Raw genomic sequence first — 26,310 nt, 5'->3', positions numbered from 1 at the left:
TGATGATTATGGATACAAATAGTAGATAGTATATAAGAGGAATTATGAATCAGGTCGCTGATATTCTTAAGCTAGCAAGCACCGCGCAGGAGCAAAACGTTGACGCGGTGCTGGCGACAGTGGTGCGTACCGAAGGCTCGGCATATCGCCGTGCGGGCGCGATGATGCTTATTTGTGCAGATGGACGCTCAGTTGGCATGATTAGTGGCGGTTGCCTTGAGCCGCATATTATAAAACGCGCCTTTTGGTTGACTCGCAACGGTGCAAATGTGCAGGTTTACCAAACTGGCGATGAGCCGTTAGACGAAAATAATGAATATAGTGGTCGTAGTGATTTAGAGAGCGAGCTAAATTTTGGTTTAGGCTGTAATGGAAAGATACACGTATTATTTGAGCGTTTAAAAGCTGCGCTGCCATTCCTAGATATTATCCGCCACGTACGTCGTACTCAGCAGCCAGCAATGATAGCTACTTTAATCCGTTCGGATAGCAATGATATTAGACCGTTACCAGCTGGTATACGAGTAGATATAGAAACTTATATTAATAGCGGAAAACTCACTATTATTAAGGATGATAATATTTCTAATCAAGCTTTAATAGATGCTTCAAACCCTGTTACTCATGCGCTTAGAGAGACGGTTGAAGCGTTATCAAAGCATGAGGTTTCTGATAAAAACACTGAATACGTGATCTTAAAAAATGAAGGTTTAACGACAGAGTGGCTGCTACAGCGCTTACAACCACAAATACGTTTGCTTATTTGCGGGGCCGGTAACGACGTGATGCCACTGGTGACCATGGCAAAGCTGCAAGACTGGCATGTCACTGTCATTGACAGTCGCGCACAATATGCCAGTCGCCTACGCTTTCCTCAAGCTGATATCGTGATGCCATTGTTATTAGATGCACACGAGAAACTACTCAGATTGAGTGAGAATGCAGCGGTAGCTTTGATGTCACATAGCCTTACCCAAGACCGTGCTCGTCTTTTAGTATTACTAGAGCATTCGACCCATTATAAATATCTTGGGCAATTGGGTCCGCGTTATCGTACCGAGCGTCTAATTAATGAGATTAATGCCGTCAAAAAGAATCCTACTGCCTTAAAGGAAGGTATTAGTAAACTACACTATCCTATTGGCTATAAATTAGGCGGAGACGGACCTGAAGCATTGGCACTTGGTATCATGGCGCAGATAACTGCCGTTGTGCATCATAAAAAATCGCTAACAGGTACTTTAGAAACTGAACTTTCAGGTACAGCAGCCATGAGCAGTATTGCAACGCTGAGCTGCGTATGAATAAGGATAAATCGACAACAGTAGAAGCTAAAACACAGCAGCTAAATGGCGTGCAACAGCAAAGCTATACTCAACATAAAACCCATCCGCCACATAACAGCCACGCCATCATTATATTAGCAAGTGGCTTGAGTCGCCGTCTTGGTCAAGCCAAGCAATTACTTTGCAAAAATAGCGAACCATTAATTAATCATATGCTTAAGTTGGCATTGAGCACTCAGCCACAAGCTATTATTGTTGTCATTCCTCATGACAATTCTGTGACTCAAAACAAGTCGTGTATTAGTAATAGGATTCAATCAGCAATTGAGCCAATAGCTGTACAGTATGCAACTATTTATACGGTTATAAATCCTACGCCTGAAACAGGTATGGCGAATAGCTTGAGCTTGGGTATTGAGACATTGGTTAATCTTGATGACAGGCTTATTGATCGTGTGTTAATCATGGGCGTTGATCAGGTTTTATTAGATAAGCCGCATTTAAATGCATTATTAGCTGGCAAGAAGATAGTGGTTGCAAGCAGTTATAGTAACAATGATGACTGGATGTATTTAGATAGCGCAACAGAAGATAAAACTGCCGTTACTGCACAGGCTAAAAAAGATATCATCGGACTGCCTTTAGCGATTAATTATGACCTACTAAAGCAATGGCAGGCAGAGCTAGTAGGTGATAAAGGACTGCGCCACTTGATTAGAGGACTGCCGCTAAGTCATATAAGTACCGTCAGAAATAAGCAACTCAGTTATGATATCGACACACCCGAGCATCTTGCTTATGCCAAGCAACAAGGCTGGATTGATGAGTAATATTAACGATGGCGAATATTCCATGATACAGGTTTTAGAAACAGAACGTCTTTTTCTTAGGCAATGGCAGCCAGCTGATTTTGCGGTATTTGCTGAGATGAATGCCGATCCAGAAGTTATGCGCTATTTTCCTAAGTTATTAACTCCTAAAGTCAGTAATATGATTGCTAATAAATGTCAGCAGCTTATTGCTGATCAAGGTTGGGGACTTTGGGCGGTAAGTTTGAAAGACGGCTCAAAAACGTCTGGAAATTTTATCGGTTTTGTTGGCTTGAATAAAACCCATACAGATATGTCTTTTGCCCCTGCTGTCGAGATTGCATGGCGACTGCGCAAAGAGTTTTGGGGACAAGGTTATGCTACCGAGGCGGCACGTGCTTCATTAGCGTTTGCTTTTAACGAGTTAGCACTCAATGAGGTCGTCTCATTTACTGCTGCTATAAACAAGCGCTCGCAGCTTATTATGCAGCGTATTGGCATGACCAACATGCAGGATAATTTCTATCACCCTGCGCTTGATACGAATCATCCACTGGCTGAGCATGTATTATATAAAATTACGCGTCAACAGCAGCATAGTATGGATTAATTTTGATAAACCATCATAAACAGTTAGCAGGCTTATGAGTATAATACAACGCCCAGACCTTGATCTTAACAGGACTACTCGAATATATTACCACCGTCATACAAGATGAAAAACGCGCTACGATATAATATGCTTTCTATTAAATATAAAGTAAGGTCGTGTTATGAGTCGTACGTTATGGCTGGTGGTCGGTATCATCAGTATTCTTGGAGGGATTTTTGCATTCTTTAATCCGCTTAGCGCCACTTTTGCCGCTGAACAACTAGCAGGGTTTATATTCCTTTTGGTGGGGGTGTTACAGTTTATTGCCCTATTCCGCGCTCATAGTACCACTGGCAAAGTGCTGGCTGCAATCGGTGGTGTGCTTGGCATATTGATCGGTATTGAGCTGCTACAAGATCCGCTGCAAGGTATATTAACGTTGACCATGGTGGTTGCTATTTTATTTATGGCAACAGGTATCGTGAGAGTGGTTGTTGCTTTCGGCCTACGCAAGACAGTGGCTTTTATACCCGTATTAATCTCAGGACTTATCTCGATTGCGTTAGCTGTTATGATATTTAGTGGATATCCGCGCTCGGCGACCTATATTCTTGGTATATTATTGGCAGTTGAGCTGATCTCAAACGGCATATCGCTGATTATGTATTCACGTGTACAACCACCTTTGGTTCGAAATACATAGATTTTAGTGGTGACACACCCTAAAAAGACTCCATCAATGGAGTCTTTTTTATTTTATACAGTATTTTTATTTTATACAGTATCAGAAATTTCAATACAGCGTAACAGGTTTGTCCTATAAAGCCGCACGCGAAAACGTCAAGATATGCCCTTTAAATGGTACGTCAAGGTAAGTGGTATCCTCAGGCTTAATATGCTTGCTGCTAAATCCAAACTCTATCATTTTCTTTGTGAGTTTGTTTTTGCGACCACGTCCTGGGTCGACGACGATGACTTCACACTTTGGCAGGGCATGACGCTCGATGAACTCAGCCAACATATCGATGTGTTGGTCTTCATATAATAAATCACTACCGATAATCATATCAAACTGACCAAGTCCACTGTTGTCTTGGGCCCAATCTAAACGCTCAAAATTGATCTCTTTATTATTGTTGAGCGTGGTATTCCTATCGAGGAAGTACTCAACGGTTGGGTGATAATCGGTTGCGGTAATATCGGCATGGCGATGGTTGAGTAATAGGCTTGACAGCGCCATACCGCAACCCACTTCCAAAATCCGCTTGCCCGTAATATCGTAATCAAGCATATGGTTGGCCAGTACCAAGCTCGATGGCCATATCACCCCAAACATCGGCCAAGAAGCAGAGCAAATGCCTAGCTTAAGCGCCTCATCGTCTGGATCACTAAATTGCTGATTGTCACGGAGGGTGCAAATGTGGATGTCGGTGCTGCCAATTTCAATTGTTTGATAACGTACGCGCACAGTAGTCAGCGAAGTCATAAACTTTCCTAAAAAATAAGCAAGAGTGCAAGGTTTGGCAGTGATTGCCACTTTCAAATAGGAGGTTGGTTTAAGAGGATAAATGATTAATGTATGGTAGTTTTATAAAGTTTTCAATTAAATAATATAGTGAGTGATAGTATGACCTAACATTTGACAAGTTGTTGTTAATTTTGAGGGTATTCTTATTACTGGCTTTGGGGGGTGAGGTAGATGCGCCTAATATAGAGTTAGGCACATCTTTACTTTATGGAATGCACAGGCTAATGGTTTAATGTTGAGTTTAGAGTAACTGAGGGCAGGCCCTAGTTAAGGAATCTCAATCCAGACGTTTTTAACGCCCAAACCAGCTCTACAAAGGCTCGACTGTTGGTTAAGGGCTCGCCATCGATGATAAGTACGTAGCCCGAACCGTCAATCCACAAAAACACAAAACTGGTCTCAGGAATCAGCAAATCGACTTGTTGAAAGAAGGAGATAGCTTGGCTTTCTACTGCCCAGCCGCGTTGTTTTTGGCGTAACATAAATCCTGAAAAATCCGCCGCTGCCACACTGAGCATATCGGCTTCTTCTTGAGTGTAGCCGATACGCGCTAGGCAAAACCCTTCATCAGAGCCAATTGCTGCACGGCGTTTACCAGATAAGCTTGCCACTACATAGGGTAAAAACTGATCTAATGGTAAATTGGGCGCTGGCAAAAATAAAGAAAGCTTTTCAATCCATCCATGCTCAATAAAAGTATCTAGCCATTGGTCAGAATAGCGTTCAAGCCAATCGGCGGCCAGTAGTGTTTGCCCATAGGACAACAAGTCTTGCAATGCCAGCTGCTCAGCAGTAGGTTCATTTTGTGAAAACGCTTCAAAAATACCAGCTGGGGTTAAAGTTAGATAGGTTTTATCAGCATTTAAGTAAGAGGACATAGCGGCTACCATTGTGATGAAGGGGGTAAAGAGGCAATAAATTAAGTCTTAACGGTTTGCTCAAGGCGTTGTTGGCAATCGTTCCAGCGTTCATCGAACTGCCAGTCGCTTTTGCCCAAACGGAACCAAACCAAAGAAAAGGCTAGCCGATCATGACGAGCGATACAATGAGCAAAGAACTCGTTTTCGACTTGCTCAATCGTACTCCAGTCCTTATCCTCACGGGCTTGCATTAGCTCTTCGGTGATGTCCTTAGAGATTTCTTTGGCGTCATCACTACTGATACGTAAGCGTTGTTTTTGCTCGTTAAGAGAAGGCGATATCAGTACACTCCAGCGGGTCGCCAGCATACTATTTCGGCTGATATAGCTTTTTTTATCAATACAATCGCGAAAGCCTTTTTCTACATGAGGGTAGAGGCGATCTTTAATACGCGTAAACAGATTGTTTACATCGTAAGGGATGTCATACCAGCAGCCATAAAAAAAGTCGGCGACGGCGCCTTGCAGCGGCTCTTTTTCGTTTAGTAATAAGGCAGCATTGATACGTTGTTCATGAAAATGTCGGTTGTTTGGGGCGATAAATATTTTGCGTGAGTAATAACGATACACTCGGCGCGCTTCCATTTCATTTTCTTTGATAAGGTCTAAATCAGACATAATCGTGTCCTGTCAGTCATAGCCAATATTGTAGCGCAATAGGCTATGACCTAAGTTAGATGCCAGTGAACCTGCTAGTCCATTAAAGTTTCCATCAAGTCTATCATAAACTCAGCATCTTCCTCGTCCATGGCTTCAAAACCTTGAGGCATACCAAGCTCTGTTAAGGCTTCTTTACCGTCATCATCGTTATGCAAATTCAACACGGCATTCATCAGAATGTCTGTATCAGGAAAGCCGTCTTTAATTAGTAATACATGGCTAATATCTGCCAAATCACTTTCGATTAATACGTTTAATTGGGCTTTGGTCAAACGTGAAAAGCTGTGAAAAATCTCAGCCAAAAAGAATGCTGCTTGTGCATCGCCTTTGATAACTTGGCGTGCTGCTGCTTGATAGGTTTCGGTCACCGACCAATTCAAATCGCCCTCGTTTAAATCGACCGCCTCAAGCAAGCGTAAACCAATGAGCTTAACATCACGGTTATTGGCCATCGCAATGGTCGCGCCATTTGCTAGGTCTTCTAAATTATTGATGTCGCTATTGGCACCAGCGGCAATGACCATTTCATCAGATTTGCCGATAGGACGGGCAACTGCACGGTAGCCTTGCTCACGGATAAGCGTCGCTGCATCAAAAGGGTTGGCATAAATAACTTGCATGTCGCCTGCATCGATAAGCGCCTCTTGCTCAGCATGTGAGGCAGGCATATTGAGATGCATGTTTAGGTTGGCACGTTTTTGAATCAAGATATTAAACATGTGCCAGCCTGCAAAACGCTCAGGCGAAAAATCAGGGGCGATTAACATATTGTGTGTCGTCATGATTTATCCTTCCTCGTTTTGTTTCATTTCGGCGTACTGAGCGATGGCGGCGTCAATTTTGCTGCGCGAAGGCTTGCGGCGTACCGAAGTATAGCCAACCGTTTCGCCGCGGCGAACGTTAGGTACAACCGTCGCATAAACCCAATAATGACTGCCGTCTTTGCACAAGTTTTTAACATAACCATGCCATTTTTGTCCTGCTTCAGCAGTTGCCCATAGGTCTTTATAGGCGGCTTTTGGCATATCTGGATGGCGCAAAATAGATTGTGGCTGGCCGATGAGTTCATCAGCAGTGTAGCCGCTAATTTCGACAAAGGCATCATTGACGTGCGTCAAAATACCGTCTAAATCGGTACGTGAAACAATCAGCTTACCGTCAGGATAAGGGCGTTCAACACCAGTATCATAGATAGTACGTGAGGTGCCGTCATGATAGGTCAGCGTGATCTGCTCAGCTGGCGTGTCAGGCTTCATTGCGTCAGGGAGTGGAGAACCCATCGTAACCTCCTTTATTTATTGTGGTATAGATAATAATGAATAAGCGGGTTTGCTTCATGCTTATTTTCAAGGTACTGGTCTTTAATGTGCTTCTACATGCTTATTTTTCATGAGTAGCACTTATACGGTGCTGAATATGATGACGCGCTAGGATTGGGTTTTCTCAATTTTTAAAAGCTCAAGTTTCAAAAACCTCAATCATTGACTCAGTATAAACAGTGTGTAATACCTTAAATTATTTTTATGAGACAGTGAGCTCATTTTCATTTAAAGTATTATACACAGAAGAAGTCTATATTGTAGACGCCGAAGAGAACCACAGCGTTAGCACTTTAAGAACGTTAGCACGTTAAAACCAACGATTAGATAAGTTTGGCCAGCGCCTCTGAAGCACGTTTGATGTCTAGAAATATCAAACCAAGTTTGGCGTTTGGTTTTGCCATAATAGTTAGTACCGCTTCATCACCTGACGAGGTCATGATGACGTAGCCTTTTTCACCTTGAATCATGATACGGTCAATGCTACCGCGAGCCAATTCGCGTCCTGCACGGTCACCTAGTGACAATAGAGCTGCTGACATTGCACCAACGCGGTCTTCATCAACACCTGTTGGTAGAGCAGATGCAATCATAAGGCCATCGTTAGAAATCAAGGCAGAAGCCTCAACATCAGCTGATGAGCTGTTTAAATCTTCCAAAATTTGCTGGAATGAATCAGTACGCATATCGAACTCTCTATGACGGGTTATTAATTGAACAAAATAACGGTTAATAATGTTTTAAGCAGTCTTTAACTAGCGGCAATATTATAAGCCCTTACTATTAATATTGATATGATATGAGGTGAATAAAAGGCCAAATATTCAATGTTTTTTAACCTTTCAAGGCAGTTTAATAACCTTTCGTCATTCACTTCTTAATCTTATATAACAAAAGTTTGTTTTAGTGGTTTAACTATTACTTTTATTTTTAGCTTGACGCTTATTCCATACAGTAAGTTTGATAAAATCAATAAAAGAACCTAAGTTTCTAATCATAAAGCAGTCAAAATATTCAACATTGGCTTTGATTTTTTTTGACTACTAAGTTTTCGTCAACGGTCATTTTATACATTATAATTATAAAAAAGTTGTTCATCACTTTTGATGATGGTGATATTTACTAGACTTATACGCCTAAAAAATGATATATAGATGTAAGGCAAAAAAGTTTGTGCTTCTGGATGTACTATTTAGAGACACAATTAACGGACTTCTAATCCCACCAGTTCCTAGACAGAACAGCGTACAGGAGCGACTGCAATCCCACATTAGCGTTTGCCATCCGATCGTTTGCAGTAATGCGATAAAACGCCAATGTAAATCAGCACGACCACAATTTTTACCTTAAGGAACCTATATGAGCATCAGTCAGGCTATCGAAAAAATTGAATCACAATACGCCCACCAATCTGAATTTATCCAAGCGGCAAAAGAAGTGGCCCTTACGATTAAGCCACTATATGATGCGCATCCTGAATACGAAACTTTGAAGATATTTGAGCGCCTGACTGAGCCTGACCGTATTTTTAACTTCCGTGTTAACTGGGAAAACGATCAAGGTGAAGTACAAGTCAACCGTGGCTGGCGTATACAGTTCAACAATGCTTTAGGCCCTTATAAAGGTGGTCTGCGCTTTCATCCAACCGTGAACGAATCGGTTCTAAAATTCTTAGGTTTTGAACAAATATTCAAAAACGCACTGACAGGCTTGCCTATTGGCGGCGGCAAAGGTGGCTCTGATTTTGACCCTAAAGGCAAAACAGACACTGAGATTCGCCGTTTTTGCTATGCTTTTATGCGTGAATTGCATCACTACATCAGCAAAGATATGGACGTACCAGCGGGCGATATCGGTGTTGGTGGACGTGAAGTCAGTTATATGTTTGCCATGTACAAAAACCTGACGCGCGAATCTACCGGTGTTCTGACTGGTAAAGGCGTCGGTTTTGGCGGCAGTTTAATGCGTACTGAAGCGACGGGCTATGGCGCCGTATATTTCTTAGAAAATATGCTTGCCGCACAAAACGAAGAACTTAAAGGAAAGAAAGTCTTAGTATCAGGCGCGGGGAATGTCTCGCTACATGCTGCTGAAAAAGTCTGCATGCTTGGTGGTATTGTCTTGACGGTTTCCGATTCTCAAGGCACTTTATATGATGAAAAAGGCCTCAATCAAGAAAAAATCGATTGGCTCAAAGCGCAAAAAGAGCAAAGCAAACCACTAGCAGAATATGTCGATGTTTTTGGTGGTAAGTGGCTTGCAGGCGAAAAGCCTTGGCAATTCAAAGCGGACATTGCGATACCTTCAGCGACCCAAAATGAAGTCAATGAAGATGAAGCCAAACAGTTGGTAGATAATGGGGTCAAATACGTCGTTGAAGGCGCAAATATGCCGCTGACTGCTGATGCCATCGATCATATTCGCTTGTATCGTGTGCATTATGCACCAGGAAAAGCGGCAAATGCTGGTGGCGTCGCTGTTTCAGCGCTGGAGATGTCACAGAACTCAGTGCGTCAGTATCAGACCTTTGATGAAGTAGATGAGCGCCTAAAGTGCATCATGAAAAACATCCATGACTGTGCGGCTGAAGCGTCAGAAGAATATAACCAAACGGATAAAGGTTATATTGACTATATGGCGGGCGCAAATATCGTTGGTTTCAAGCGTGTTGCTGACGCGTTATGTGCTTATGGTATTTTGAACTAAGTTTTGATCAGTACTACTTCTCTATCAGTGCTATATAAAAACTTATACCATTCACAAAAATTAGAGTGGCAAGGAAAACGAGTGCAAGTACTACGCTTTGTAGACTAAACGAGTTTGACACAGCTAATCTTACTTTTTGGGTTTGGTATAAGATTGAGTTATGGTCGCTATCATGAATAGCGCCTGAAAGGACACCATACATACCGCGCCTACTTTGATGAGTAGGCGCGTTTTTTTTCTATAAACAATGATAATACATTGAGATACTTTTTTGCGCCAAAGAGCTCTCTAATCAGCGTTATGATAGGAAACACGATAACGTTAGATACTCAAAATTTAGGTAATACCATTCACAAAAATTAGAGTAGCAAGGAAAACGAATGCCAGTGCTACGTACTGTAGACTAAACGAGTTTGACACAGCTAATCTTACTTTTTGGGTTTAGTATAATTAGAAAAAAATCTATACAGCATAGATAAGGAGATAATTATTATGAATAAGGCTCTTAAGCGTTTTCAACTAACGACATTAGGTGCTTGTTTGACATTGGCTTTGACAACAGGTGTCATGACGACAGCCGCCAGTGCCTCTAGTCATTCAGATGAGGTGCGCGCTGCTCAAGCTGCAAAAATCAGCTTAAAGCAAGCCATTAATATAGCCAGTAAAGAAGCTACTGGTACTTTAGTTAGTGCCGAATTCGATGACGATGATAGTGATGCTGACGGCAATGGTGGCGTGTATGAAGTAGAGTTCAGCACTGACCGTATCAACTATGAAATCAAAATAGATGCTATGACTGGTAAAGTTGTCAAATCTGAATCTGAGCGTTTAGATAGCGATGATACTAACGATTATAAAGTACAGAAAAAGGCAAAAATCAACATTGTGGCGGCGATGAACCTTGCTGAAAAGCAAACAGGCGGTCAGGTGATGGAAATTGAGTTTAAAAACGACCGTGATTATGCAAAACATACCTCATATTATGAGGTTGAAGTACTCAAGGGTCAGAAAATTATTGAACTCAATATCGATGCCAATACAGGTTCAGTGTTTAAACGTAAGGTTAAAAAGTAATCGCCTAATGATATAAGTTAAACCATGGGTGTAGGGCGTGTCCTCAATCTAAACGATAATACCTAAATGGGCTAAAATGGCTAAATTTTGCTAAACATCGTCAAATATTTGGCTAATATCCCGATATTATCTGCACTATTTTCCTTGTTTAACTGCAATTTAACTCATTTTCATCACCATTTTTAAAATGAGGACACGCCCTAGTACTATTGCTATAAAGTTTTTCGCAGCCTCTCTCAGTTCCTTAGCTGAATTCTATACAACCCCTAATATGAATGACTCTTTTTGATTTAGATCTGGCTATGCTATCCTTTACGCCATTGTCCTTTGATCATAATACCTTGGATAGGGTTGAGTCCTATCTGATAGCATAAATCGGCAGGGCGGGTAATATCCCAAAGCGCTAAATCGGCATCACAGCCAACTTCTATACGCCCTTTATTAGGTAGTCCTAAAGCCTGCGCAGCATGGACGGTTGAGCCTGCCAATACTTCTTCAGGGGTTAAATAAAATAGCGTACAGCCCATATTCATCGCTAATAACAGCGATGTCAGTGGTGATGTACCAGGATTACAATCGGTAGAGATTGCCATGGGCACTTGATGCTTACGTAGCGCTTCAATCGGTGGCAACTTGGTATCACGCAAGGTATAAAATGCACCAGGCAAGAGTACAGCAACCGTATTACTTGCGGCCATCTTTTTTATATCACCTTCTGATAAATGCTCTAAATGATCGCTGGATAATCCTTGATATTCAGCAACCAAGGCGCTACCACCGATATCAGATAGTTGCTCAGAGTGCAGTTTAACCGGTAAGTTCAGCGCGCGCGCAACCTCAAAGACGCGCCTGATTTGTGCCGCACTAAAGGCGATGTTTTCACAAAAGCCATCGACCGCATCGACCAAGCCTTCTTTATGTAGGATTGGCAACCATTCGCAAACTTGCTCGATATAGTCATCGGCACGGTCCTGCATGTGAGACTGGTATTCAGGGGGCAGGGCGTGAGCCGCCAGATAAGTGGTGCTGACATGTATGTCGTATTTGTCCCCGAGCTGGCGTGCGACTGTGAGCATTTTACGTTCGGTGTCTAAGTCCAAGCCATAGCCAGACTTAATCTCGATACTGGTCACGCCTTCTTTAATCAAAGCAAGCAGGCGCTTTTCACTTTGGGCAAATACTTCTTCTTGACGGGCTTTACGAGTGGCGCTGACCGTCGCGACAATCCCGCCACCTTGTGCAGCGACCTCTTGATAACTGGCGCCGTGTAGACGCGCTTCAAACTCATTGCTGCGATTACCAGCATAGACCAGATGTGTATGGCAGTCGATTAAGCCTGGCGTTATCCAACCGCCATTAATATCTTTGATTTGATCCGCTTGATAATGAGAAAGGTGTGATGTCATCTGTTCGGTCGCGCCAATCCATGCAATTTTCCCGTCTTTGATACCGATAGCTGAATTTTCTAGTTGACCATAAGGGGTGGTTTTTATTGAGGCACTGCTTGCTACCGCCGATTCATTGTCCTTGTTGCCAGCATGAATATCAAAACCATACTGCGCTGAAAATGTGGCAAGATTGGCATTGATAATGATGTGATCAAAAGAGGTCATCGTTGCAGCATCAGTTGTTTGGTTTGCTGTGTTAGTCATAATATACTCCTGTTAAGTGCTGATAATCAGGTGAGTTATAAAAGTGGTTATGTGTTTAAACCAGTGTCGTTAATAAGTGTTGCTCAATAATAGTTGCTAATAGTCTCGCCGCGACTTTACAGCTGCGGGCATCAATATCAAAGGTTGGGTTAATCTCAGCAATATCGGCTATTTTTACTTTATTTGATGCCATAATAAGCTTGACCGCGCGTTCAACGAAACTCAGCTGAATACCATAGGCGGCGGGCGCACTAACGCCGGGAACAACGCTTGATGGCAAGCAGTCCATATCGATCGTTAAATAAATAATATCCACGCTATCGATGAAGGTTGTTATTTGAGCAGTAATTTTTTTCCATTTTTTATTGGTACAATCTTCATCACTGATGATATGTACACCCAACTGCTCAGCACGATCAAATAGAGCTGCAGTATTCGAAAATCGACTGACACCAATACAGCAATAGTTAAATGGCTGACCGTGCTCATCAAGGTGTTCTGCTATTTGTCGAAATGGTGTGCCAGAAGTAGCCACATCAGACTGACGAATATCTAAATGCGCATCAAAGTTGATAATGCCAATACGCGGCGTCGCGCTTGTATCAGTCGAGCTTATATCATTGGCAGCATCTGTTTGTCGTAGCGCCTGCCATAACCCTAAAAAGCTACCATAAGCGATGGCATGACCACCGCCAAGACCAATGGGCAAGCCACCTTGCTTAATAATCTGACTCACCTTATCGGCATAGTGTGCTTGGGCTTGTTCTAGAGTGCTGGCGGCAAAGCCATCATTGTCATGGCAATGTATATCACCGGCATCACCCAGTAAAGTTAGCAGCTGACCATTAAAGCGCTGTTGCAAGTCAGCGATGACTGGTAGCGTAGCAAATGCCTGACGAATCAATGGCGGAGCAGCTCTTGCGCCCACACGTCCTTGATTACGTCTGACACCTTGGTCACAAGCAAAGCCAATCAGTCCAATACGCTGTCCTGCCCTTGGTATAGCACCATCAAACGCATAAGGCTGTGCAAGCTGATACCAGTAGCAGGCGCGTGCTGTCTCAAACGGTTCGGCACGTCCTGTCCAGCGGCTCATATCCGCTGCCGTGTGGCTAACATTTATTGTAGTCATCGCCGATCTCCTTTAACATACATTTAAAGCTATCTGCTTACTTAGACTCGTACCAATTGCTACGTAATTCTTGCCAATGCTCTGCAAGGGTACCAGCTAATACTAACTGCTTTGCCGCTTCAATATCAGGCGCTAGGTAGCGGTCTTTATCATAAAACGTCACTTGCGCGCGTAGTGTTTGATGCGCGGTCGTCAATGCTTCTGAAGTATCTAGTCCACGATGGAAGTCGATTCCTTGACCCGCAGCAAGTAGCTCAATACCGATAATAGTGGCAGTGTTTTGCGCCATTTCATACAAGCGTCGTGCGCAATAGGTTGCCATCGATACATGGTCTTCTTGGTTGGCGGAAGTTGGAATACTATCGACGCTGCCAGGATGAGCGATGGATTTGTTCTCTGAGGCGAGTGCGGCGGCGGTCACATGGGCAATCATAAAGCCTGAGTTGACCCCAGCATTGTCAACCAAGAATGGCGGTAAACCACCTGAGAGAGTCGCATCGATTAGCAAGGCGATACGGCGCTCAGACATAGAACCAATCTCGGCAATGGCTAAGGCTAGAATATCAGCCGCAAAGGCCACTGGCTCAGCATGAAAGTTACCACCTGAGATAGCAACAGGACCGTCTTCATTGTTAAAGATAAGTGGGTTGTCAGTGACGGCATTTGATTCAATCAATAGTGTCTTGCCTGCTTGATTGATGATATCAAGGCAGGCACCCATTACTTGCGGCTGACAACGTAAGCAGTAAGGATCTTGTACTCTATCGTCTTGCTCGCCGTCATGGGAGGCGCGAATGGCGCTACCTTTAATAAGCTGACGGTGGGCTTTGGCGATTTCAATTTGACCATGGTGCCCACGTACTTCGTGAATACGGGCATCAAACGGTGCATCTGAGCCTTTAGCGGCATCGATAGACAGTGAGCCGACGATAGTTGCTGTCTCAAGTAAGTCACGCGCCAAGAAATAACCACGCAATGCCAATGCGGTGGATACTTGGGTGCCATTGATAAGGGCAAGACCTTCTTTGGCCGCTAGGGTAATTGGCTCAAGACCATGCTGCGCTAACGCCTCAGCGGCTGGCACGCATTGACCAGCGACATAGACGTCGCCTTCGCCCATCATTGCCAATGTCATATGTGACAAAGGGGCGAGGTCTCCTGACGCGCCAACTGAGCCTTTGGCAGGAATGTTTGGCGTGATTTGATTATTAATTAAGCCAAGTAAGCTATCAACGACCTCGCGACGTACGCCAGAGAAGCCTTGCGCCAAACTGGCAACCTTCATGACCATAATCAATCGAACCACACTATCTGGCAATGCCTCACCAGTACCCACCGAGTGTGAAACGATAAGGTTACGCTGAAGTAGCTCGAGCTGATCATCACTGATACGGGTCTTTGCTAAAAGCCCAAAACCGGTATTGATACCATAAGCGCTCTTATCACGTGCAATGATGGTGCGTACATCTTCATGTGAGGCATCTATCGCTTTATAAGCGCTGTCAGGCAGGGTCAATACGACAGGCTGCTCGTAAATATCGCGCAACATCGCAAAACTTAATTGGCGAGGGTGTAGAGTTAATTGTTTGATATTGTTCATAGGGAGAATCCTTGTTATATAGGCAATTCTAAATAAAGTCGATACGACTGTAATAAAGTAAATAACCACGTGCTACTGTTATCAATTTTTCTTGCTTGCTGTTCGCGAGCGTGACAGAGGCTGCGAAAAAATTACTCCAGTAGCACTCGTATCAGTTTTAAAGTGAATCAACTATATATTTATTTTTATAAGGTAAAAATGATTTGGGCTACTTAATCATCGGCAAGTTTAGGCCGTATTCTTTGGCTGTCTTAATCGCCAGCTCATATCCTGCATCAGCATGACGCATGACACCTGAGCCGCAATCATTGACCAGTACTCGCGATAAGCGTTTGGCTGCCGCATCAGTTCCGTCAGCGACGATGACCATGCCTGAATGTTGCGAATAGCCCATGCCAACACCGCCGCCATGATGTAGAGAGACCCAAGTTGCGCCGCCTGCGACATTAAGCATACCGTTCAATAGCGCCCAATCAGATACGGCATCTGAGCCATCTTTCATGCTTTCTGTTTCACGGTTTGGACTGGCAACAGAGCCTGTGTCTAAATGGTCGCGTCCGATAACGATAGGGCCCTTTAGCTCACCATTTTTGACCATCTCGTTAAAGGCAAGACCCGCTTTGTCACGCTCACCAAGACCTAACCAGCAAATACGCGCAGGCAATCCTTGAAACTGGATACGCTCTTTTGCCATATCAAGCCAGCGATGGATATGTTGATTTTCTGGGAACAGCTCTTTAATCTTTTGATCAGTTTTATAAATATCTTCTGGATCACCTGATAATGCTACCCAGCGAAATGGCCCTTTACCTTGGCAAAATAGGGGGCGTATATAAGCCGGAACAAAACCTGGGAAATTAAAGGCGTCTTTAACCCCTTCATCAAAAGCCACCTGACGGATATTATTACCATAATCGGTCGTTGGAATATCCATGTCTTGTAGATCTAGCATTGCTTGTACGTGAACCGCACAAGACTGAGCCGCTGCTTTGGTTAGCGCGGCATGTTGCTCTGGATTTTCTTGAGCAGCTTTCCATTCTTCAACGGTCCAGCCACTTGGTAGATAACCATTAATCAAATCATGTGCTGAGGTTTGGTCAGTGACCAAGTCCGGCTTCATGCCGCCAGCGTTAGCGCGTTTGACCATTTCAGGTAAGATGTCCGCAGCATTGCCAAGTAGGGCGATAGAAACCGCTTCACCAGCATCGGTATGCTGCTTGATAAGCTCGTAAGCATGGTCTAGATTATCAGCCTGCTTATCGATATAGCCCGTACGCAAGCGAAAATCGATACTAGATTGTTGGCATTCGATATTTAGCGAAGTCGCTCCAGCAAAGGTCGCGGCCAATGGCTGCGCGCCGCCCATACCGCCAAGACCGGCAGTCAAAATCCAGCGGCCTGCCCAGCTACCATCATAATGCTGACGACCAGCTTCGACAAAAGTCTCATAAGTACCTTGGACGATGCCTTGGGTACCGATATAAATCCAACTACCAGCAGTCATCTGACCGTACATAAATAAGTCTTTGCGGTCGAGCTCATTAAAATGCTCCCACGTGGCCCAGCGCGGCACAAGGTTGGAGTTAGCAATCAATACACGCGGTGCATTTTCGTGAGTCTGAAAGACGCCGACTGGTTTGCCTGATTGCACCAGTAAGGTTTCATCATTTTCTAATTCTTTTAGTGATTCTAGGATTTGATCGTAGCTTTCCCAATTACGGGCTGCGCGTCCGATACCGCCATAAACGACCAAGCTTTTTGGGTTTTCAGCGACATCAGGATGCAGATTGTTTTGCAGCATGCGATAAGGCGCTTCGGTCAGCCAGCTCTTACAGTGTAGGGTACTGCCGGTCGGTGCGGCTATATTGCGGCTCTCGTCACGGCGGGTCATTTTATTAGTCATCATCGTTCCTTATGATTTTCTAAGTAGTGGTTCTTTTAAACTAAAGCTTTTAAAGTTGTATATACAAATTATCAGGAATGTTTTTTTTATGCAAGGTTTTTTATTTATTACCCATTAATTTTTTAGTGATTTTGTAGTTAGGTACTTACCATGTAGTTTTGCTGAGGCTTGTCAGGTTATCTCGTGATATTATGGCGCTATTCCCATGAGTACAGTTGACGGTTAAAGGCGGATATGACAAAGACAATTCCAGCGTATCAGCGGATTAAAAATGCGATATTAGACAATATTCATTCTGGTAAATGGCAGGCAGGCAATGCGATTTCTACAGAAATGGCGCTAGCAGAAGAGTTTGGTGTGTCACGGATGACGGTAAATCGCGCTTTAAAAGAGCTGAGCGAGGAGCGGGTATTGGAGCGTCGGCAAGGCTCAGGGACTTTTGTCGCTCAGCAGCAGTTTAATCACACCTTTGTGGAAGTGCGCAATATCGCTCAAGATTTGAAATCAGCCAACCGCGATTATCAGGCGCAGGTTGTGAGTAAGCGTCCTCTGACAGCCGCTATGCTAGATGATGAGCTGCGGCGTAAGTTTGATCTTGAGGCAGCGGTTGTACCTTCTGGTTTACAAAAGGTCAGTCATGTTGATACTAATAATAGCGACGCAGTGGTTTTATATGAGGTAAAAATTATCCACTTTGCTGATGGTCAACCGATACAGTTTGAAGAACGCTGGGTCGATGCCGTCAAAGTTCCTGAATTTATCGAGCAGGATTTTAGTGTGGTCAACACCAGCGATTACCTCATTGCCAAAAGTCCACTGGAGCGCGGCAGCTATACCATTCGTGCCGTAGCCGCACCTGATGCGATTGCAGCTGCCTTACAGATATCCGTACAATCGCCAACCTTAGTCTTGCGTCGGCAAACCTATTCGTCAGGTCAAGTGCTGACCTTTGTCAAAATGTGGCATGCAGGTGACCGCTATCAGTTCTCAGGCGAGTTATAAATGAGATGTAACCTTACGCATGCTCACTGTTTTTGTACGTTTATTCTCTCCCAATTACGCTAACATATGGAATAGCCACTATTTAGACGACATCGCCAATTAGACGACATCGCCAAAGTTCTGTTTTGTTCTAAAAACCCTAAAGTTTAAAGATAATATAGCCGTAGTATTGAAAAATATACTGCATATCCTCAAATCGGGCAGCCAAGGCCAAAGATAATAGAGCACAGGCTTTATCGCCATCCCTGTATTTCATGAGTTAGCCATTTTGTTCGGCTTATATAGTTTTGCTCCAGTTATATTTTTGTATTATTCATTCATCTTATAAGGACGCCTTATGAAACGTCGTACTCTTTTAGCCCTTGCCGCCAGTACCGTATTACTGGCCGCTTGTGGTCAGTCCACTACTAATGACACCGATACCACTGCAACAGACAGTGCTGCGAGTGGTAGCTCAGATTTGCTGCAACGTATCAATAATGGCGATACTATCATCGTTGGTACAGAAGGCACCTATCCACCGTTCACTTATCACAATGAGAGCGGCAAGCTCACCGGTTATGATGTCGAAGTCACACGAGCTGTTGCGGATAAGCTAGGCGTTGAGGTGGATTTTAAAGAGACCCAGTGGGATGCGATGCTGGCAGGTTTGGATTCAAAGCGCTTTGACATGGTGGCGAATCAAGTGAGCTTGACCACCCCTGAGCGTCAGAAAAAGTATGATATCGCGACACCTTATAGCTGGTCAGGAGCCGTCGTATTAGCACCGACTGATGACAATCGTTACAGTTCGTGGGAAGGCTTAAAAGGCTTGCGTACCGCGCAATCACTGAGCAGTAATTACGGTGAGCTGGCAGAACGCTATGAAGCAGAAATCGTCCCTGTCGACGGTATGGCGCAAGCCGTGCAATTGGTCAAACAAGACCGTGCTGACTTTACAATGAACGATCGACTTGCCGTGTTAGATTATCTAAAAAAATTCCCAGATGCCAATCTTGAGATTAAGCTGACGGCCCCTAAGAGCGAGCAGCGTGGTTCAGGTTTGATATTGATTAAAGGTGATGACGCAGTCGTAGAAAAACTTAACGACGCGATGGCGACATTACAAGCTGATGGGACGCTAACCGAACTTAGCGAAGAATTCTTTGGTGCTGATATAAGTCAACAAAAATAATGCTAGCTTCCACTATACCAGCGTCTGTTATGTCGGCGTCATGGCTCGCAGATCTATTGGCGTTATTGCCTTTTATGAGTCCTGATCGGGCACAAATCGTTATCTCGTCTTTTTGGCCCATGCTCAAAGGTGGTATCTATTATTCGATACCGCTGGCATTGATATCATTCGCCATCGGTATGGCCATTGCGCTGACAGTGGCGCTGATTCGTATCGTGCCGCGTGCTGGCTGGTTTCATGAGGTGATTTACAGACTTGCCCGTATTTATGTGTCTGCCATTCGTGGTACGCCGATGCTGGTACAGTTGTTTATTATCTTCTACGGTTTGCCGAGTATTGGGTTAAAACTTGATCCATTTCCCTCCGCAATCATTGCTTTTTCACTCAATATCGGTGCTTATGCATCTGAGACGGTGCGCGCCTCTATTTTATCTATTCCAAAAGGACAGTGGGAAGCAGGCTCAACCGTCGGCTTGACCTATTTGCAAACCTTTCGCCATGTTATTTTGCCGCAAGCGCTGCGTGTGTCAGTGCCGCCGTTATCGAACACCTTTATCAGTTTGGTAAAAGATACCTCGTTGGCGTCACTAGTATTGGTCACTGAGCTGTTTAAACAGGCGCAGATTATCACGGCGCGTAACTATGAATTTATGCTGGTTTATACCGAAGCGGCGTTTATTTATTGGGGTATTTGTCTGTTTTTGACCTTTATCCAAGGTAAGCTTGAGACCCGCCTAGATCGCTACGTCGCTAAATAATACCCAACCCGAAAGTACGATTGGTGGCGTCAAACGTGCTTAGCCTATTAGGTGTAGTACTTACGCTCGTTTTCCTTGCTACTCAAGTTTTGGGAATGCTATAACCTATTCTTTATAAAGCATCTTTTCTAATGTTTAAACGGAAATCTTTATGATTCAAGTCAGTAATATTCACAAAGCGTTTGGTAGTAATCAAGTGCTAAAAGGCATTGATTTGACCATTCATAAAGGTAAGGTGGTGGTGATATTAGGGCCATCAGGATCAGGTAAAACGACGTTTTTACGTTGTTTGAATGCGCTTGAGATTCCAGATCAAGGCGTGATTGCCTTTGATGATGGCAGCTTGACGGTCGACTTTGCTCATAAGCCGAATAAAAAAACTTTATTGGCCTTGCAGCGTAAATCAGGCATGGTGTTTCAGTCTTATAATTTGTTTCCACATAAGACAGCAATTGAAAACTTGATGCTTGGGCCTACGGTGGTACAAGGGCAACGTAAAGCGCAAGCGCGCGAGCAAGCAGTGGCACTACTCGATAAGGTAGGATTGTCTGACAAAGCCAACCTTTACCCGTTTCAGCTATCTGGCGGTCAGCAGCAGCGTATTGGTATTGCTCGTGCCTTAGCGATTGAGCCGTCATTGTTATTGTTCGATGAGCCAACGTCTGCGCTGGATCCTGAGTTGGTACAAGACGTACTCGGGACTATGAAACAGCTAGCGTCTGAAGGTTGGACGATGGTGGTGGTGACCCATGAGATTAACTTTGCGCGTGATGTCGCCGACCATGTGGTGTTGATTGAAGATGGATATGTGGTCGAGGAGGGCAGCGCGGAGCAAATGTTTGAGTTATCAACGCACCCACGCACGCAAGCATTTTTGCAGCGTATTCAGCTATAAACTACTTATTCAGCTGTAACCTATTCAATCGTAAAAAAATCATCAGTCGATCGGCTGATGATTTTTTTGGCTCATTCCTCATTTTTATCAGTATTAGATCACTTGCATAAGTCTGCATTGTTTACGTTCGAAATGAGTCTGTCTGCAATATACCCTAATATCTGTTGAACATATTTCTCTGAAGGTATCGCTAATTTAGCGCAACCGATACAACGGCTTTTTTGTGCAAGAAACATTTACCATAATCATCGTTATGGGGATACGTTCGGTGCGCTGTCAACGAACCGAACTGCTAGTGTTAAATATGAGTTTAATGACTATAGAATCGTCAATGCAGGTCATTACCATTGAAGTGTATGGTTAAAAAATTTAAAGTTTAGTTATACGAATTTGACAACGGGAGTTGTTTTTTGCAATGTGGAGGATTATTCATAAGTGGAAAAACTATTATTTTTTATCTTTTTTTAGATTTTCTAACTTCTCCATGTGTCTTTTTTGCTCTTCTTTAATTGCTTGAGTATGACAACGACAAATTTGACAACGAACTGCTTTTGAATTTGTATTTTTACCTAATTCTTCATACCAATATTTCTGCTCTTCCGCAGACCACATAACGAGCTTACTGCAATCTAAACATGGATATACTAAATCATAGTAGTATTTAGGTGCTATTCCATAAGTATTCTCACTGACTCCCCAATTTTCTGGATTCACAAGTAGTCGATTTTTGCTCTTTGTGCGTGTGTATTCCAATTTTAATATTCCTCAATTATAACAAAATAAGATTTTTAACACTCTCTAAAAGCTTTTTCTTGGCTCCTCAACTAAATATTATTTTATTGAACAATTGACCATAGTAGTTGTTTGCATAAAATAACTATAATTAGTCATAAAGTTTTAGCTTTTCGTTACTTTCTAGCCGTACATCAGTTAGACCGTAGACTGCTCATAAAAGTCATAGATTAGGCTAGAAATGAACAAATCATGCGAACCACTTTATTCTGAAACCATAACGCTGAATTTTCCGCTATTATTGCTAGTCATGTATCAGACGAAAACAAGAAAGTTCGGTATGTTCCCTGTTTTGTAAATCCAAGTTATTAACCTGCAAAGTATAAGATATGCTCACAATTCACTCTATCAAATATATTGGAAAGTGCACTATGTACAATAAAAAAGCAGATATTAATAATTATCTAAACCCAATTTTATCTATATTCTCAGCTGCTGTGCTTTCTACGCTGTCATCAATGGCAATCGCTCAAAGCACACCTAACCCGTCTTTTAACGTATCAAGCGTTGCTGACAGCTCATCAAGTTGTGACATCTACAAGCACATCGAACAGTCTGACACGCCCATTGATCTGAATAATCTCACACAAACGCCAAATGGTATTGAAGTTCATTCTAATGACTTAGATCTTCAAGTGGAAGACTTTCAACCATGCAAAGCCAGTAAGCCATTCAGTAGTGACAAAGAGGCTATTGCGCTGTATCAGCAACTTGAACACGATTTAGACAAGATAGCGGAGATAATTATTCGTGATGTACCAGAAGGCTTCTCTCAATATAAAGGTTTAGATAATGAAGAACTTGACCAAATAATTAAAAACGTAGAACAGGTAAAACAGAAAAAGCACGATCCAGACAAGTTCATAAACGTATATATCTATATGGCGGTTCATAGTTATTTAGGCGAATTCGTACCTAAAGACGATGCTAAAGCCGTGCAGTATATGAGCTATGTGGTTGACTACCATCAATCCTTTAGCCCTAACGATGTATCACCATTACTTAATTCTATGGTTGCGATAGCAATCATAGAAAAACAAAGACATATCAGTGATAACAATCCTATTAATTTACAGCATGAGACTGAGAGTAGTGTTGAAGCCGTGACTGCTTATTTGCTATCCAAAGCAGGGCACTTGGACACGAAGGCTATATTAGTAAAGAGTTGCATCAGTCGAATGAATAAAACGCTTGATGATTCCACGGTAGACATGATTCACCAACTATTCGACCCAAAACTTAAGGAGCTTGAAGATCTCTCCAAGCAAGGAAGTTATGTTGCTACAAATGAATTAACAAAATTATACGAGGGGTTAAAGACAATTGATCTAGATTATGCCGAACAAGCAAGGCGCTGGGAAGATCGAGTTGACACTTTGCCCCAGCCAAATACTAGCTGGAATTAGGTGATTGCACTGGTTCGGTTACCTAGTGAGAACTCGAATACTAGGCTTTAGGCTCATGAGACCAGCGGGTTTTCTCCCTCAGATAGTTCCAGTGTACTTCATAGTGTACTTACCACACATGGTCTATTCGTGATCGGTGCGCTATACAGGCGTCGAACTAATAGCGCTAGTTATGATGACAAGGTTCAATATGACTTATTACCTCGATATGATTGCTTCTTATATGTTCGTGACTCTAGGGATAGTTAGCATGTACGTAGCGCCTGTTTTAATTATATTTTTAATCGTATTTATCACGATAAATACGATTAAGTCAGACAAAAATATTGTTAAGACAATTAAAGTTTTATCAAAAATCCTTGCTGTTATATTTGTTTTAGATTTGATGCTTCTTTCATACATATGGCTCAATATTGGTAGGTTTTACTAGCCTATACCCTATTGGAACCAGTCATTTCATCCTTCAAATCAATTAACAGAACACTTAAAATAGACTGATATAAGGGAACCATCTATATTAGGGTGTGTTTGATGAGTCATAAATAGGTATTGTTGCTGCTAAAGTTGCCTAATACTGCGTGAAAAATCCTGCTAAGTCACTGGTCTTATGCAGTAGGCCTATTATTAAAATTAGGACACACCTCAATCAATCCACAAAAACCACGCTCTTTCTCGAGTGTCATTTTGCTGAATAAAATAAACTTTTTCAGCTTGGCTTCTGGGTTGATGTGTAGCATCTGCACCGCAGTCTTTAGAACGTTGTTTTATCCACTGTATTTGCTCTTTTTTTAAATCAGCTGGCCTTGTACATCCATCCCTAATATAAAATTTGTCTCTAAAAGCGCTACCGCTGAGCTAACAGAAGCGCCTAGCAAACAAACTTATTCGGCTTAATAGCCTGTATCTTAGTAAGCCAGATTTGTTTAGAGAGCAGGCGGACATAGTAGATCTACACCTGTAGCAAAAAGTTAGTCAGCAAGCGTTTAGCGCCTTCGGTCGCAAAAGATTCAGGATGAAACTGTACCCCTTGAATGGGATAGTCTTTATGTTGAACACCCATAATCTCATCGCCTGCTAGCGCTGATTCAGCCAAGCTTAATTCAGCATGAGCATCATTGGCGACGACTGAAGTGACAGTTAGGCAATTTGGTAGGGTATCTGCCTGTACCATCAATGAGTGATAGCGCATGATTTCTATCTCTTGTGGTAAGCCTTGATAAACGCTCGCAGCATCATGGCGAATGGCTGAAACCTTGCCATGCATCGGTACACTGGCACGTACTACATCACCGCCGAAAACATGGGCGATGCCCTGCATACCCAAGCAAACACCCAATAGCGGTGTTGTCTTGCCCATGACTTCAATCACTTCGGCACAAATACCAAAATAGGCAGGATCATCAGGCGCACCAGGGCCAGGTGAGATAATAATACGATCAAGATTCATGGCCTGTACATCTGCTAACGTTATCTCATTGTTACGTTTAACAATGACGTTTGCTTCTTTATCACTGTCCATCGTCTGTAAAATCTCACCAATGTATTGGTAAAGATTAAAGGTAAACGAGTCGTAGTTATCTATAATTAAAACATTCATTGGTTATCAACTCTTTGGCAAAAATATAAGCAATTTACGGATTCATAAAACTGTCTAATACTACCTTCATGGCAGAAAGCTTACGCTGAATTTCTAGATATTCATCAGCGGGATTGGAGTCATAGACATTACCGCCACAGGTTTGTGCGTAGGCTGATTCGCCATTGATAAATAAGCTGCGAATAGGGATGGCAAAGATACAATCACCATTAAAGTTAAAGGACCCAAGCGCACCGCCATAAGCGCCACGACCATCTGGCTCCAGCTCGTTAATGACTTTAATGGCTTCAACCTTTGGCGCGCCTGACAGCGTTCCAGCAGGAAAGTTGCTGGCAAGGGCGCTAAACATATCTTCATCAGGATGCAAGATACCGACGATTTCAGAGGAGATATGCTGCACGTGTGAGAAGCGTTTGATATCCATCAAATTGCGCACCTTTACCGTACCAAAGCGTGCCACACGGCCAATATCATTGCGATGCAAATCGACCAACATATTGTGCTCGGCAATCTCTTTGTCATCGTTAAGCAGCGCTCTGGCAAGCTGACGGTCTTCGACGACATCGCCGCCGCGCTTTGCCGTACCTGCGAGTGGATAAGTTTCCATCTCGCCTTGACGCAAGCGAAACAATAATTCAGGTGAGGCACCGATGATGCACTGCTGAGCAAATTTCATAAAGTACATGTGCGGCGATGGATTAACCGCCCGCAGTTTTTCATAAATGGGCATTTTATCGCCAGCAATACGATATTTAGATTTAAAGCCCACCTCACACTGGAATATACGCCCAGAGATGATGTCTTCTTTGACTTGCATCACTACTTTAGCATGCTCGTCTTGACTCATGCCGTCGCCTAAAAATTCTACTGTAGGTGGCTCGTATTCTGGGGTCGGTGCATCAAGCAAGGCTTTAATCTGTTCGATACGATTGTTTTGCTGCTCGGTTGGATAATAAAAGTAGAAAATCTCTCCAGTCATCTTATCGAGCGTTAAGCCATCTAGATAAACGCCAAACTTAAACGGTTCAAAATCGACGCTCGGCTTGGCATTGACACTTGGCTCAAAGAAATTGACACTGTCATAGCCCAGATAACCAACCAAACCGCCACTTTGTTCGCGGGCAATGACATGCTGCGGAGTGATAGTACGTAGCAGCTGATAGGGATTGTCCGTCTGATAATGGTCAGTTTTAGCGGTTTTGTTATCGGTAATCGCCAGGATAGTACGGTCGATAGCAGTAATGGTCATCACTGGATCAAAACCAATGGCATGATGGCGTGACATATGGCTATCTTCGCCTAAGGATTCGAGCAAATAACAAGTATCAAAAGCACGCTCAATGCGTTTAAATAAAGCTAGAAAATCGATATCCTGCGTCAGCTTTATCCGTTGCGGCTTGCTAGGGATATCAATAGCGGCAGGTTGATCATATTGTGGGGTAGGAGAGGTCATAACGAGGTCCAAAGTAATTCAAATAGGTAAAGCTAGAATAAATGTAATTAGCG

The 26,310-nt window shown here is 43.1% G+C and carries 24 protein-coding genes; 11 read left to right on the top strand and 13 right to left on the bottom strand.

Annotation, left to right across the window (positions count from 1 at the left end; genetic code table 11):
* The first annotated feature begins 44 nt into the window (after window positions 1-44).
* The 4 genes from EI161_RS00680 to EI161_RS00665 all read left to right on the top strand — a co-directional run bounded on the left by EI161_RS00680 (window position 45) and on the right by EI161_RS00665 (window position 3,390).
* On the top strand, window positions 45-1,304 hold the full coding sequence (locus EI161_RS00680) for an XdhC family protein (protein ID WP_192523445.1): 1,260 nt from the start codon (window positions 45-47) through the stop codon (window positions 1,302-1,304).
* Complete coding sequence (locus EI161_RS00675; protein ID WP_192523444.1) at window positions 1,301-2,116, top strand: nucleotidyltransferase family protein; 816 nt, start codon at window positions 1,301-1,303, stop codon at window positions 2,114-2,116. The genes EI161_RS00680 and EI161_RS00675 overlap by 4 nt, the downstream gene beginning before the upstream one ends.
* Window positions 2,109-2,705, top strand: coding sequence for a GNAT family N-acetyltransferase (locus EI161_RS00670; protein WP_225735159.1), 597 nt, complete (start codon window positions 2,109-2,111; stop codon window positions 2,703-2,705). The genes EI161_RS00675 and EI161_RS00670 overlap by 8 nt, the downstream gene beginning before the upstream one ends.
* Window positions 2,706-2,868: 163 nt before the next feature.
* On the top strand, window positions 2,869-3,390 hold the full coding sequence (locus EI161_RS00665) for an HdeD family acid-resistance protein (protein ID WP_192523443.1): 522 nt from the start codon (window positions 2,869-2,871) through the stop codon (window positions 3,388-3,390).
* Window positions 3,391-3,504: 114 nt separating this feature from the next.
* Here EI161_RS00665 and EI161_RS00660 read toward each other — a convergent pair whose 3' ends face one another.
* The 6 genes from EI161_RS00660 to EI161_RS00635 all read right to left on the bottom strand — a co-directional run bounded on the left by EI161_RS00660 (window position 3,505) and on the right by EI161_RS00635 (window position 7,799).
* On the bottom strand, window positions 3,505-4,173 hold the full coding sequence (locus EI161_RS00660; protein WP_192523442.1) for a class I SAM-dependent methyltransferase: 669 nt from the start codon (window positions 4,171-4,173) through the stop codon (window positions 3,505-3,507).
* 305 nt (window positions 4,174-4,478) lie between these two features.
* Window positions 4,479-5,093: a hypothetical protein gene (locus EI161_RS00655; protein ID WP_192523441.1), complete on the bottom strand. Its 615-nt coding sequence runs from the start codon at window positions 5,091-5,093 to the stop codon at window positions 4,479-4,481.
* A gap of 41 nt (window positions 5,094-5,134) precedes the next feature.
* The gene (locus EI161_RS00650) at window positions 5,135-5,752 is read right to left on the bottom strand and encodes a hypothetical protein (RefSeq protein ID WP_192523440.1); all 618 of its coding nucleotides are present in this window, start codon (window positions 5,750-5,752) and stop codon (window positions 5,135-5,137) included.
* 74 nt (window positions 5,753-5,826) lie between these two features.
* Entirely contained in the window at window positions 5,827-6,576 is a 750-nt protein-coding gene (locus EI161_RS00645) for a PhnD/SsuA/transferrin family substrate-binding protein (RefSeq protein ID WP_192523439.1), read from the bottom strand.
* 3 nt (window positions 6,577-6,579) lie between these two features.
* Window positions 6,580-7,074 carry a PAS domain-containing protein gene (locus EI161_RS00640; RefSeq protein ID WP_192523438.1) on the bottom strand — a complete coding sequence of 165 codons (495 nt, stop codon included), beginning with the start codon at window positions 7,072-7,074 and terminating at the stop codon, window positions 6,580-6,582.
* Between the two features lie 362 nt (window positions 7,075-7,436).
* Window positions 7,437-7,799: a roadblock/LC7 domain-containing protein gene (locus EI161_RS00635; protein ID WP_010201036.1), complete on the bottom strand. Its 363-nt coding sequence runs from the start codon at window positions 7,797-7,799 to the stop codon at window positions 7,437-7,439.
* A 673-nt stretch (window positions 7,800-8,472) separates the two neighbouring features.
* Between EI161_RS00635 and gdhA the strand changes: the two genes are divergently transcribed.
* Window positions 8,473-9,819 (top strand): NADP-specific glutamate dehydrogenase, encoded by a 1,347-nt coding sequence (gdhA, locus tag EI161_RS00630; protein WP_192523437.1) that lies wholly within the window; start codon window positions 8,473-8,475, stop codon window positions 9,817-9,819.
* 492 nt (window positions 9,820-10,311) lie between these two features.
* Window positions 10,312-10,893 (top strand): PepSY domain-containing protein, encoded by a 582-nt coding sequence (locus EI161_RS00625; protein WP_192523436.1) that lies wholly within the window; start codon window positions 10,312-10,314, stop codon window positions 10,891-10,893.
* 305 nt (window positions 10,894-11,198) lie between these two features.
* Here EI161_RS00625 and hutI read toward each other — a convergent pair whose 3' ends face one another.
* The 4 genes from hutI to hutU form a co-directional block, all read right to left on the bottom strand.
* Entirely contained in the window at window positions 11,199-12,545 is a 1,347-nt protein-coding gene (gene hutI, locus EI161_RS00620; RefSeq protein ID WP_192528755.1) for an imidazolonepropionase, read from the bottom strand.
* A gap of 55 nt (window positions 12,546-12,600) precedes the next feature.
* A complete protein-coding gene (gene hutG, locus EI161_RS00615) occupies window positions 12,601-13,677 on the bottom strand; it encodes a formimidoylglutamase (RefSeq protein WP_192528754.1) in 1,077 nt (358 codons plus the stop codon).
* A 37-nt stretch (window positions 13,678-13,714) separates the two neighbouring features.
* On the bottom strand, window positions 13,715-15,277 hold the full coding sequence (gene hutH, locus EI161_RS00610; RefSeq protein ID WP_192528753.1) for a histidine ammonia-lyase: 1,563 nt from the start codon (window positions 15,275-15,277) through the stop codon (window positions 13,715-13,717).
* Window positions 15,278-15,485: 208 nt separating this feature from the next.
* Window positions 15,486-17,168: a urocanate hydratase gene (gene hutU / locus EI161_RS00605; protein ID WP_263973693.1), complete on the bottom strand. Its 1,683-nt coding sequence runs from the start codon at window positions 17,166-17,168 to the stop codon at window positions 15,486-15,488.
* A gap of 246 nt (window positions 17,169-17,414) precedes the next feature.
* Between hutU and EI161_RS00600 the strand changes: the two genes are divergently transcribed.
* The 4 genes from EI161_RS00600 to EI161_RS00585 all read left to right on the top strand — a co-directional run bounded on the left by EI161_RS00600 (window position 17,415) and on the right by EI161_RS00585 (window position 21,009).
* Window positions 17,415-18,182: a UTRA domain-containing protein gene (locus tag EI161_RS00600; RefSeq protein WP_192528751.1), complete on the top strand. Its 768-nt coding sequence runs from the start codon at window positions 17,415-17,417 to the stop codon at window positions 18,180-18,182.
* Between the two features lie 337 nt (window positions 18,183-18,519).
* Complete coding sequence (locus tag EI161_RS00595) at window positions 18,520-19,356, top strand: amino acid ABC transporter substrate-binding protein (RefSeq protein ID WP_192528750.1); 837 nt, start codon at window positions 18,520-18,522, stop codon at window positions 19,354-19,356.
* A 74-nt stretch (window positions 19,357-19,430) separates the two neighbouring features.
* Window positions 19,431-20,114, top strand: a complete 684-nt coding sequence (locus tag EI161_RS00590; RefSeq protein ID WP_192528761.1) for an amino acid ABC transporter permease — start codon at window positions 19,431-19,433, stop codon at window positions 20,112-20,114.
* 151 nt (window positions 20,115-20,265) lie between these two features.
* On the top strand, window positions 20,266-21,009 hold the full coding sequence (locus EI161_RS00585) for an amino acid ABC transporter ATP-binding protein (protein ID WP_192528749.1): 744 nt from the start codon (window positions 20,266-20,268) through the stop codon (window positions 21,007-21,009).
* Window positions 21,010-21,456: 447 nt separating this feature from the next.
* Here the strand turns inward: EI161_RS00585 and EI161_RS00580 are convergent, their stop codons facing one another.
* Window positions 21,457-21,723, bottom strand: coding sequence for a zinc-ribbon domain containing protein (locus EI161_RS00580; RefSeq protein ID WP_192528748.1), 267 nt, complete (start codon window positions 21,721-21,723; stop codon window positions 21,457-21,459).
* A 449-nt stretch (window positions 21,724-22,172) separates the two neighbouring features.
* Here EI161_RS00580 and EI161_RS00575 point away from each other — a divergent pair, with 449 nt between their 5' ends.
* Window positions 22,173-23,207, top strand: a complete 1,035-nt coding sequence (locus EI161_RS00575; protein ID WP_192528747.1) for a hypothetical protein — start codon at window positions 22,173-22,175, stop codon at window positions 23,205-23,207.
* A 949-nt stretch (window positions 23,208-24,156) separates the two neighbouring features.
* Here EI161_RS00575 and EI161_RS00570 read toward each other — a convergent pair.
* Entirely contained in the window at window positions 24,157-24,804 is a 648-nt protein-coding gene (locus EI161_RS00570) for an anthranilate synthase component II (protein ID WP_192523427.1), read from the bottom strand.
* Window positions 24,805-24,838: 34 nt separating this feature from the next.
* Window positions 24,839-26,257: an anthranilate synthase component I family protein gene (locus tag EI161_RS00565; RefSeq protein ID WP_192528746.1), complete on the bottom strand. Its 1,419-nt coding sequence runs from the start codon at window positions 26,255-26,257 to the stop codon at window positions 24,839-24,841.
* Window positions 26,258-26,310: the final 53 nt, after the last annotated feature.

It is taken from the genome of Psychrobacter sp. FME5, from assembly GCF_014861375.1.
Taxonomy (GTDB): domain Bacteria; phylum Pseudomonadota; class Gammaproteobacteria; order Pseudomonadales; family Moraxellaceae; genus Psychrobacter.
Note: the sequence above shows the minus strand (reverse complement) of the source record. Positions and strands in the feature narration are given on the sequence as shown.

What these genes read in the sequence shown, in the direction of transcription:
- EI161_RS00590 (WP_192528761.1), top strand. Translation starts at nt 19,431, where the DNA reads ATGAGTCCTGATCGGGCACAAATCGTTATCTCGTCTTTTTGGCCCATG.
- gdhA (WP_192523437.1), top strand. Translation starts at nt 8,473, where the DNA reads ATGAGCATCAGTCAGGCTATCGAAAAAATTGAATCACAATACGCCCAC.
- EI161_RS00640 (WP_192523438.1), bottom strand. Translation starts at nt 7,074, where the DNA reads ATGGGTTCTCCACTCCCTGACGCAATGAAGCCTGACACGCCAGCTGAG.
- hutH (WP_192528753.1), bottom strand. Translation starts at nt 15,277, where the DNA reads ATGAACAATATCAAACAATTAACTCTACACCCTCGCCAATTAAGTTTT.
- EI161_RS00565 (WP_192528746.1), bottom strand. Translation starts at nt 26,257, where the DNA reads ATGACCTCTCCTACCCCACAATATGATCAACCTGCCGCTATTGATATC.
- EI161_RS00600 (WP_192528751.1), top strand. Translation starts at nt 17,415, where the DNA reads ATGACAAAGACAATTCCAGCGTATCAGCGGATTAAAAATGCGATATTA.
- EI161_RS00645 (WP_192523439.1), bottom strand. Translation starts at nt 6,576, where the DNA reads ATGACGACACACAATATGTTAATCGCCCCTGATTTTTCGCCTGAGCGT.
- EI161_RS00670 (WP_225735159.1), top strand. Translation starts at nt 2,109, where the DNA reads ATGAGTAATATTAACGATGGCGAATATTCCATGATACAGGTTTTAGAA.
- EI161_RS00585 (WP_192528749.1), top strand. Translation starts at nt 20,266, where the DNA reads ATGATTCAAGTCAGTAATATTCACAAAGCGTTTGGTAGTAATCAAGTG.
- EI161_RS00655 (WP_192523441.1), bottom strand. Translation starts at nt 5,093, where the DNA reads ATGTCCTCTTACTTAAATGCTGATAAAACCTATCTAACTTTAACCCCA.
- EI161_RS00650 (WP_192523440.1), bottom strand. Translation starts at nt 5,752, where the DNA reads ATGTCTGATTTAGACCTTATCAAAGAAAATGAAATGGAAGCGCGCCGA.
- EI161_RS00570 (WP_192523427.1), bottom strand. Translation starts at nt 24,804, where the DNA reads ATGAATGTTTTAATTATAGATAACTACGACTCGTTTACCTTTAATCTT.
- hutG (WP_192528754.1), bottom strand. Translation starts at nt 13,677, where the DNA reads ATGACTACAATAAATGTTAGCCACACGGCAGCGGATATGAGCCGCTGG.
- EI161_RS00625 (WP_192523436.1), top strand. Translation starts at nt 10,312, where the DNA reads ATGAATAAGGCTCTTAAGCGTTTTCAACTAACGACATTAGGTGCTTGT.
- EI161_RS00635 (WP_010201036.1), bottom strand. Translation starts at nt 7,799, where the DNA reads ATGCGTACTGATTCATTCCAGCAAATTTTGGAAGATTTAAACAGCTCA.
- EI161_RS00595 (WP_192528750.1), top strand. Translation starts at nt 18,520, where the DNA reads ATGAAACGTCGTACTCTTTTAGCCCTTGCCGCCAGTACCGTATTACTG.
- EI161_RS00575 (WP_192528747.1), top strand. Translation starts at nt 22,173, where the DNA reads ATGTACAATAAAAAAGCAGATATTAATAATTATCTAAACCCAATTTTA.
- hutI (WP_192528755.1), bottom strand. Translation starts at nt 12,545, where the DNA reads ATGACTAACACAGCAAACCAAACAACTGATGCTGCAACGATGACCTCT.
- EI161_RS00660 (WP_192523442.1), bottom strand. Translation starts at nt 4,173, where the DNA reads ATGACTTCGCTGACTACTGTGCGCGTACGTTATCAAACAATTGAAATT.
- hutU (WP_263973693.1), bottom strand. Translation starts at nt 17,168, where the DNA reads ATGACCCGCCGTGACGAGAGCCGCAATATAGCCGCACCGACCGGCAGT.
- EI161_RS00680 (WP_192523445.1), top strand. Translation starts at nt 45, where the DNA reads ATGAATCAGGTCGCTGATATTCTTAAGCTAGCAAGCACCGCGCAGGAG.
- EI161_RS00665 (WP_192523443.1), top strand. Translation starts at nt 2,869, where the DNA reads ATGAGTCGTACGTTATGGCTGGTGGTCGGTATCATCAGTATTCTTGGA.
- EI161_RS00675 (WP_192523444.1), top strand. Translation starts at nt 1,301, where the DNA reads ATGAATAAGGATAAATCGACAACAGTAGAAGCTAAAACACAGCAGCTA.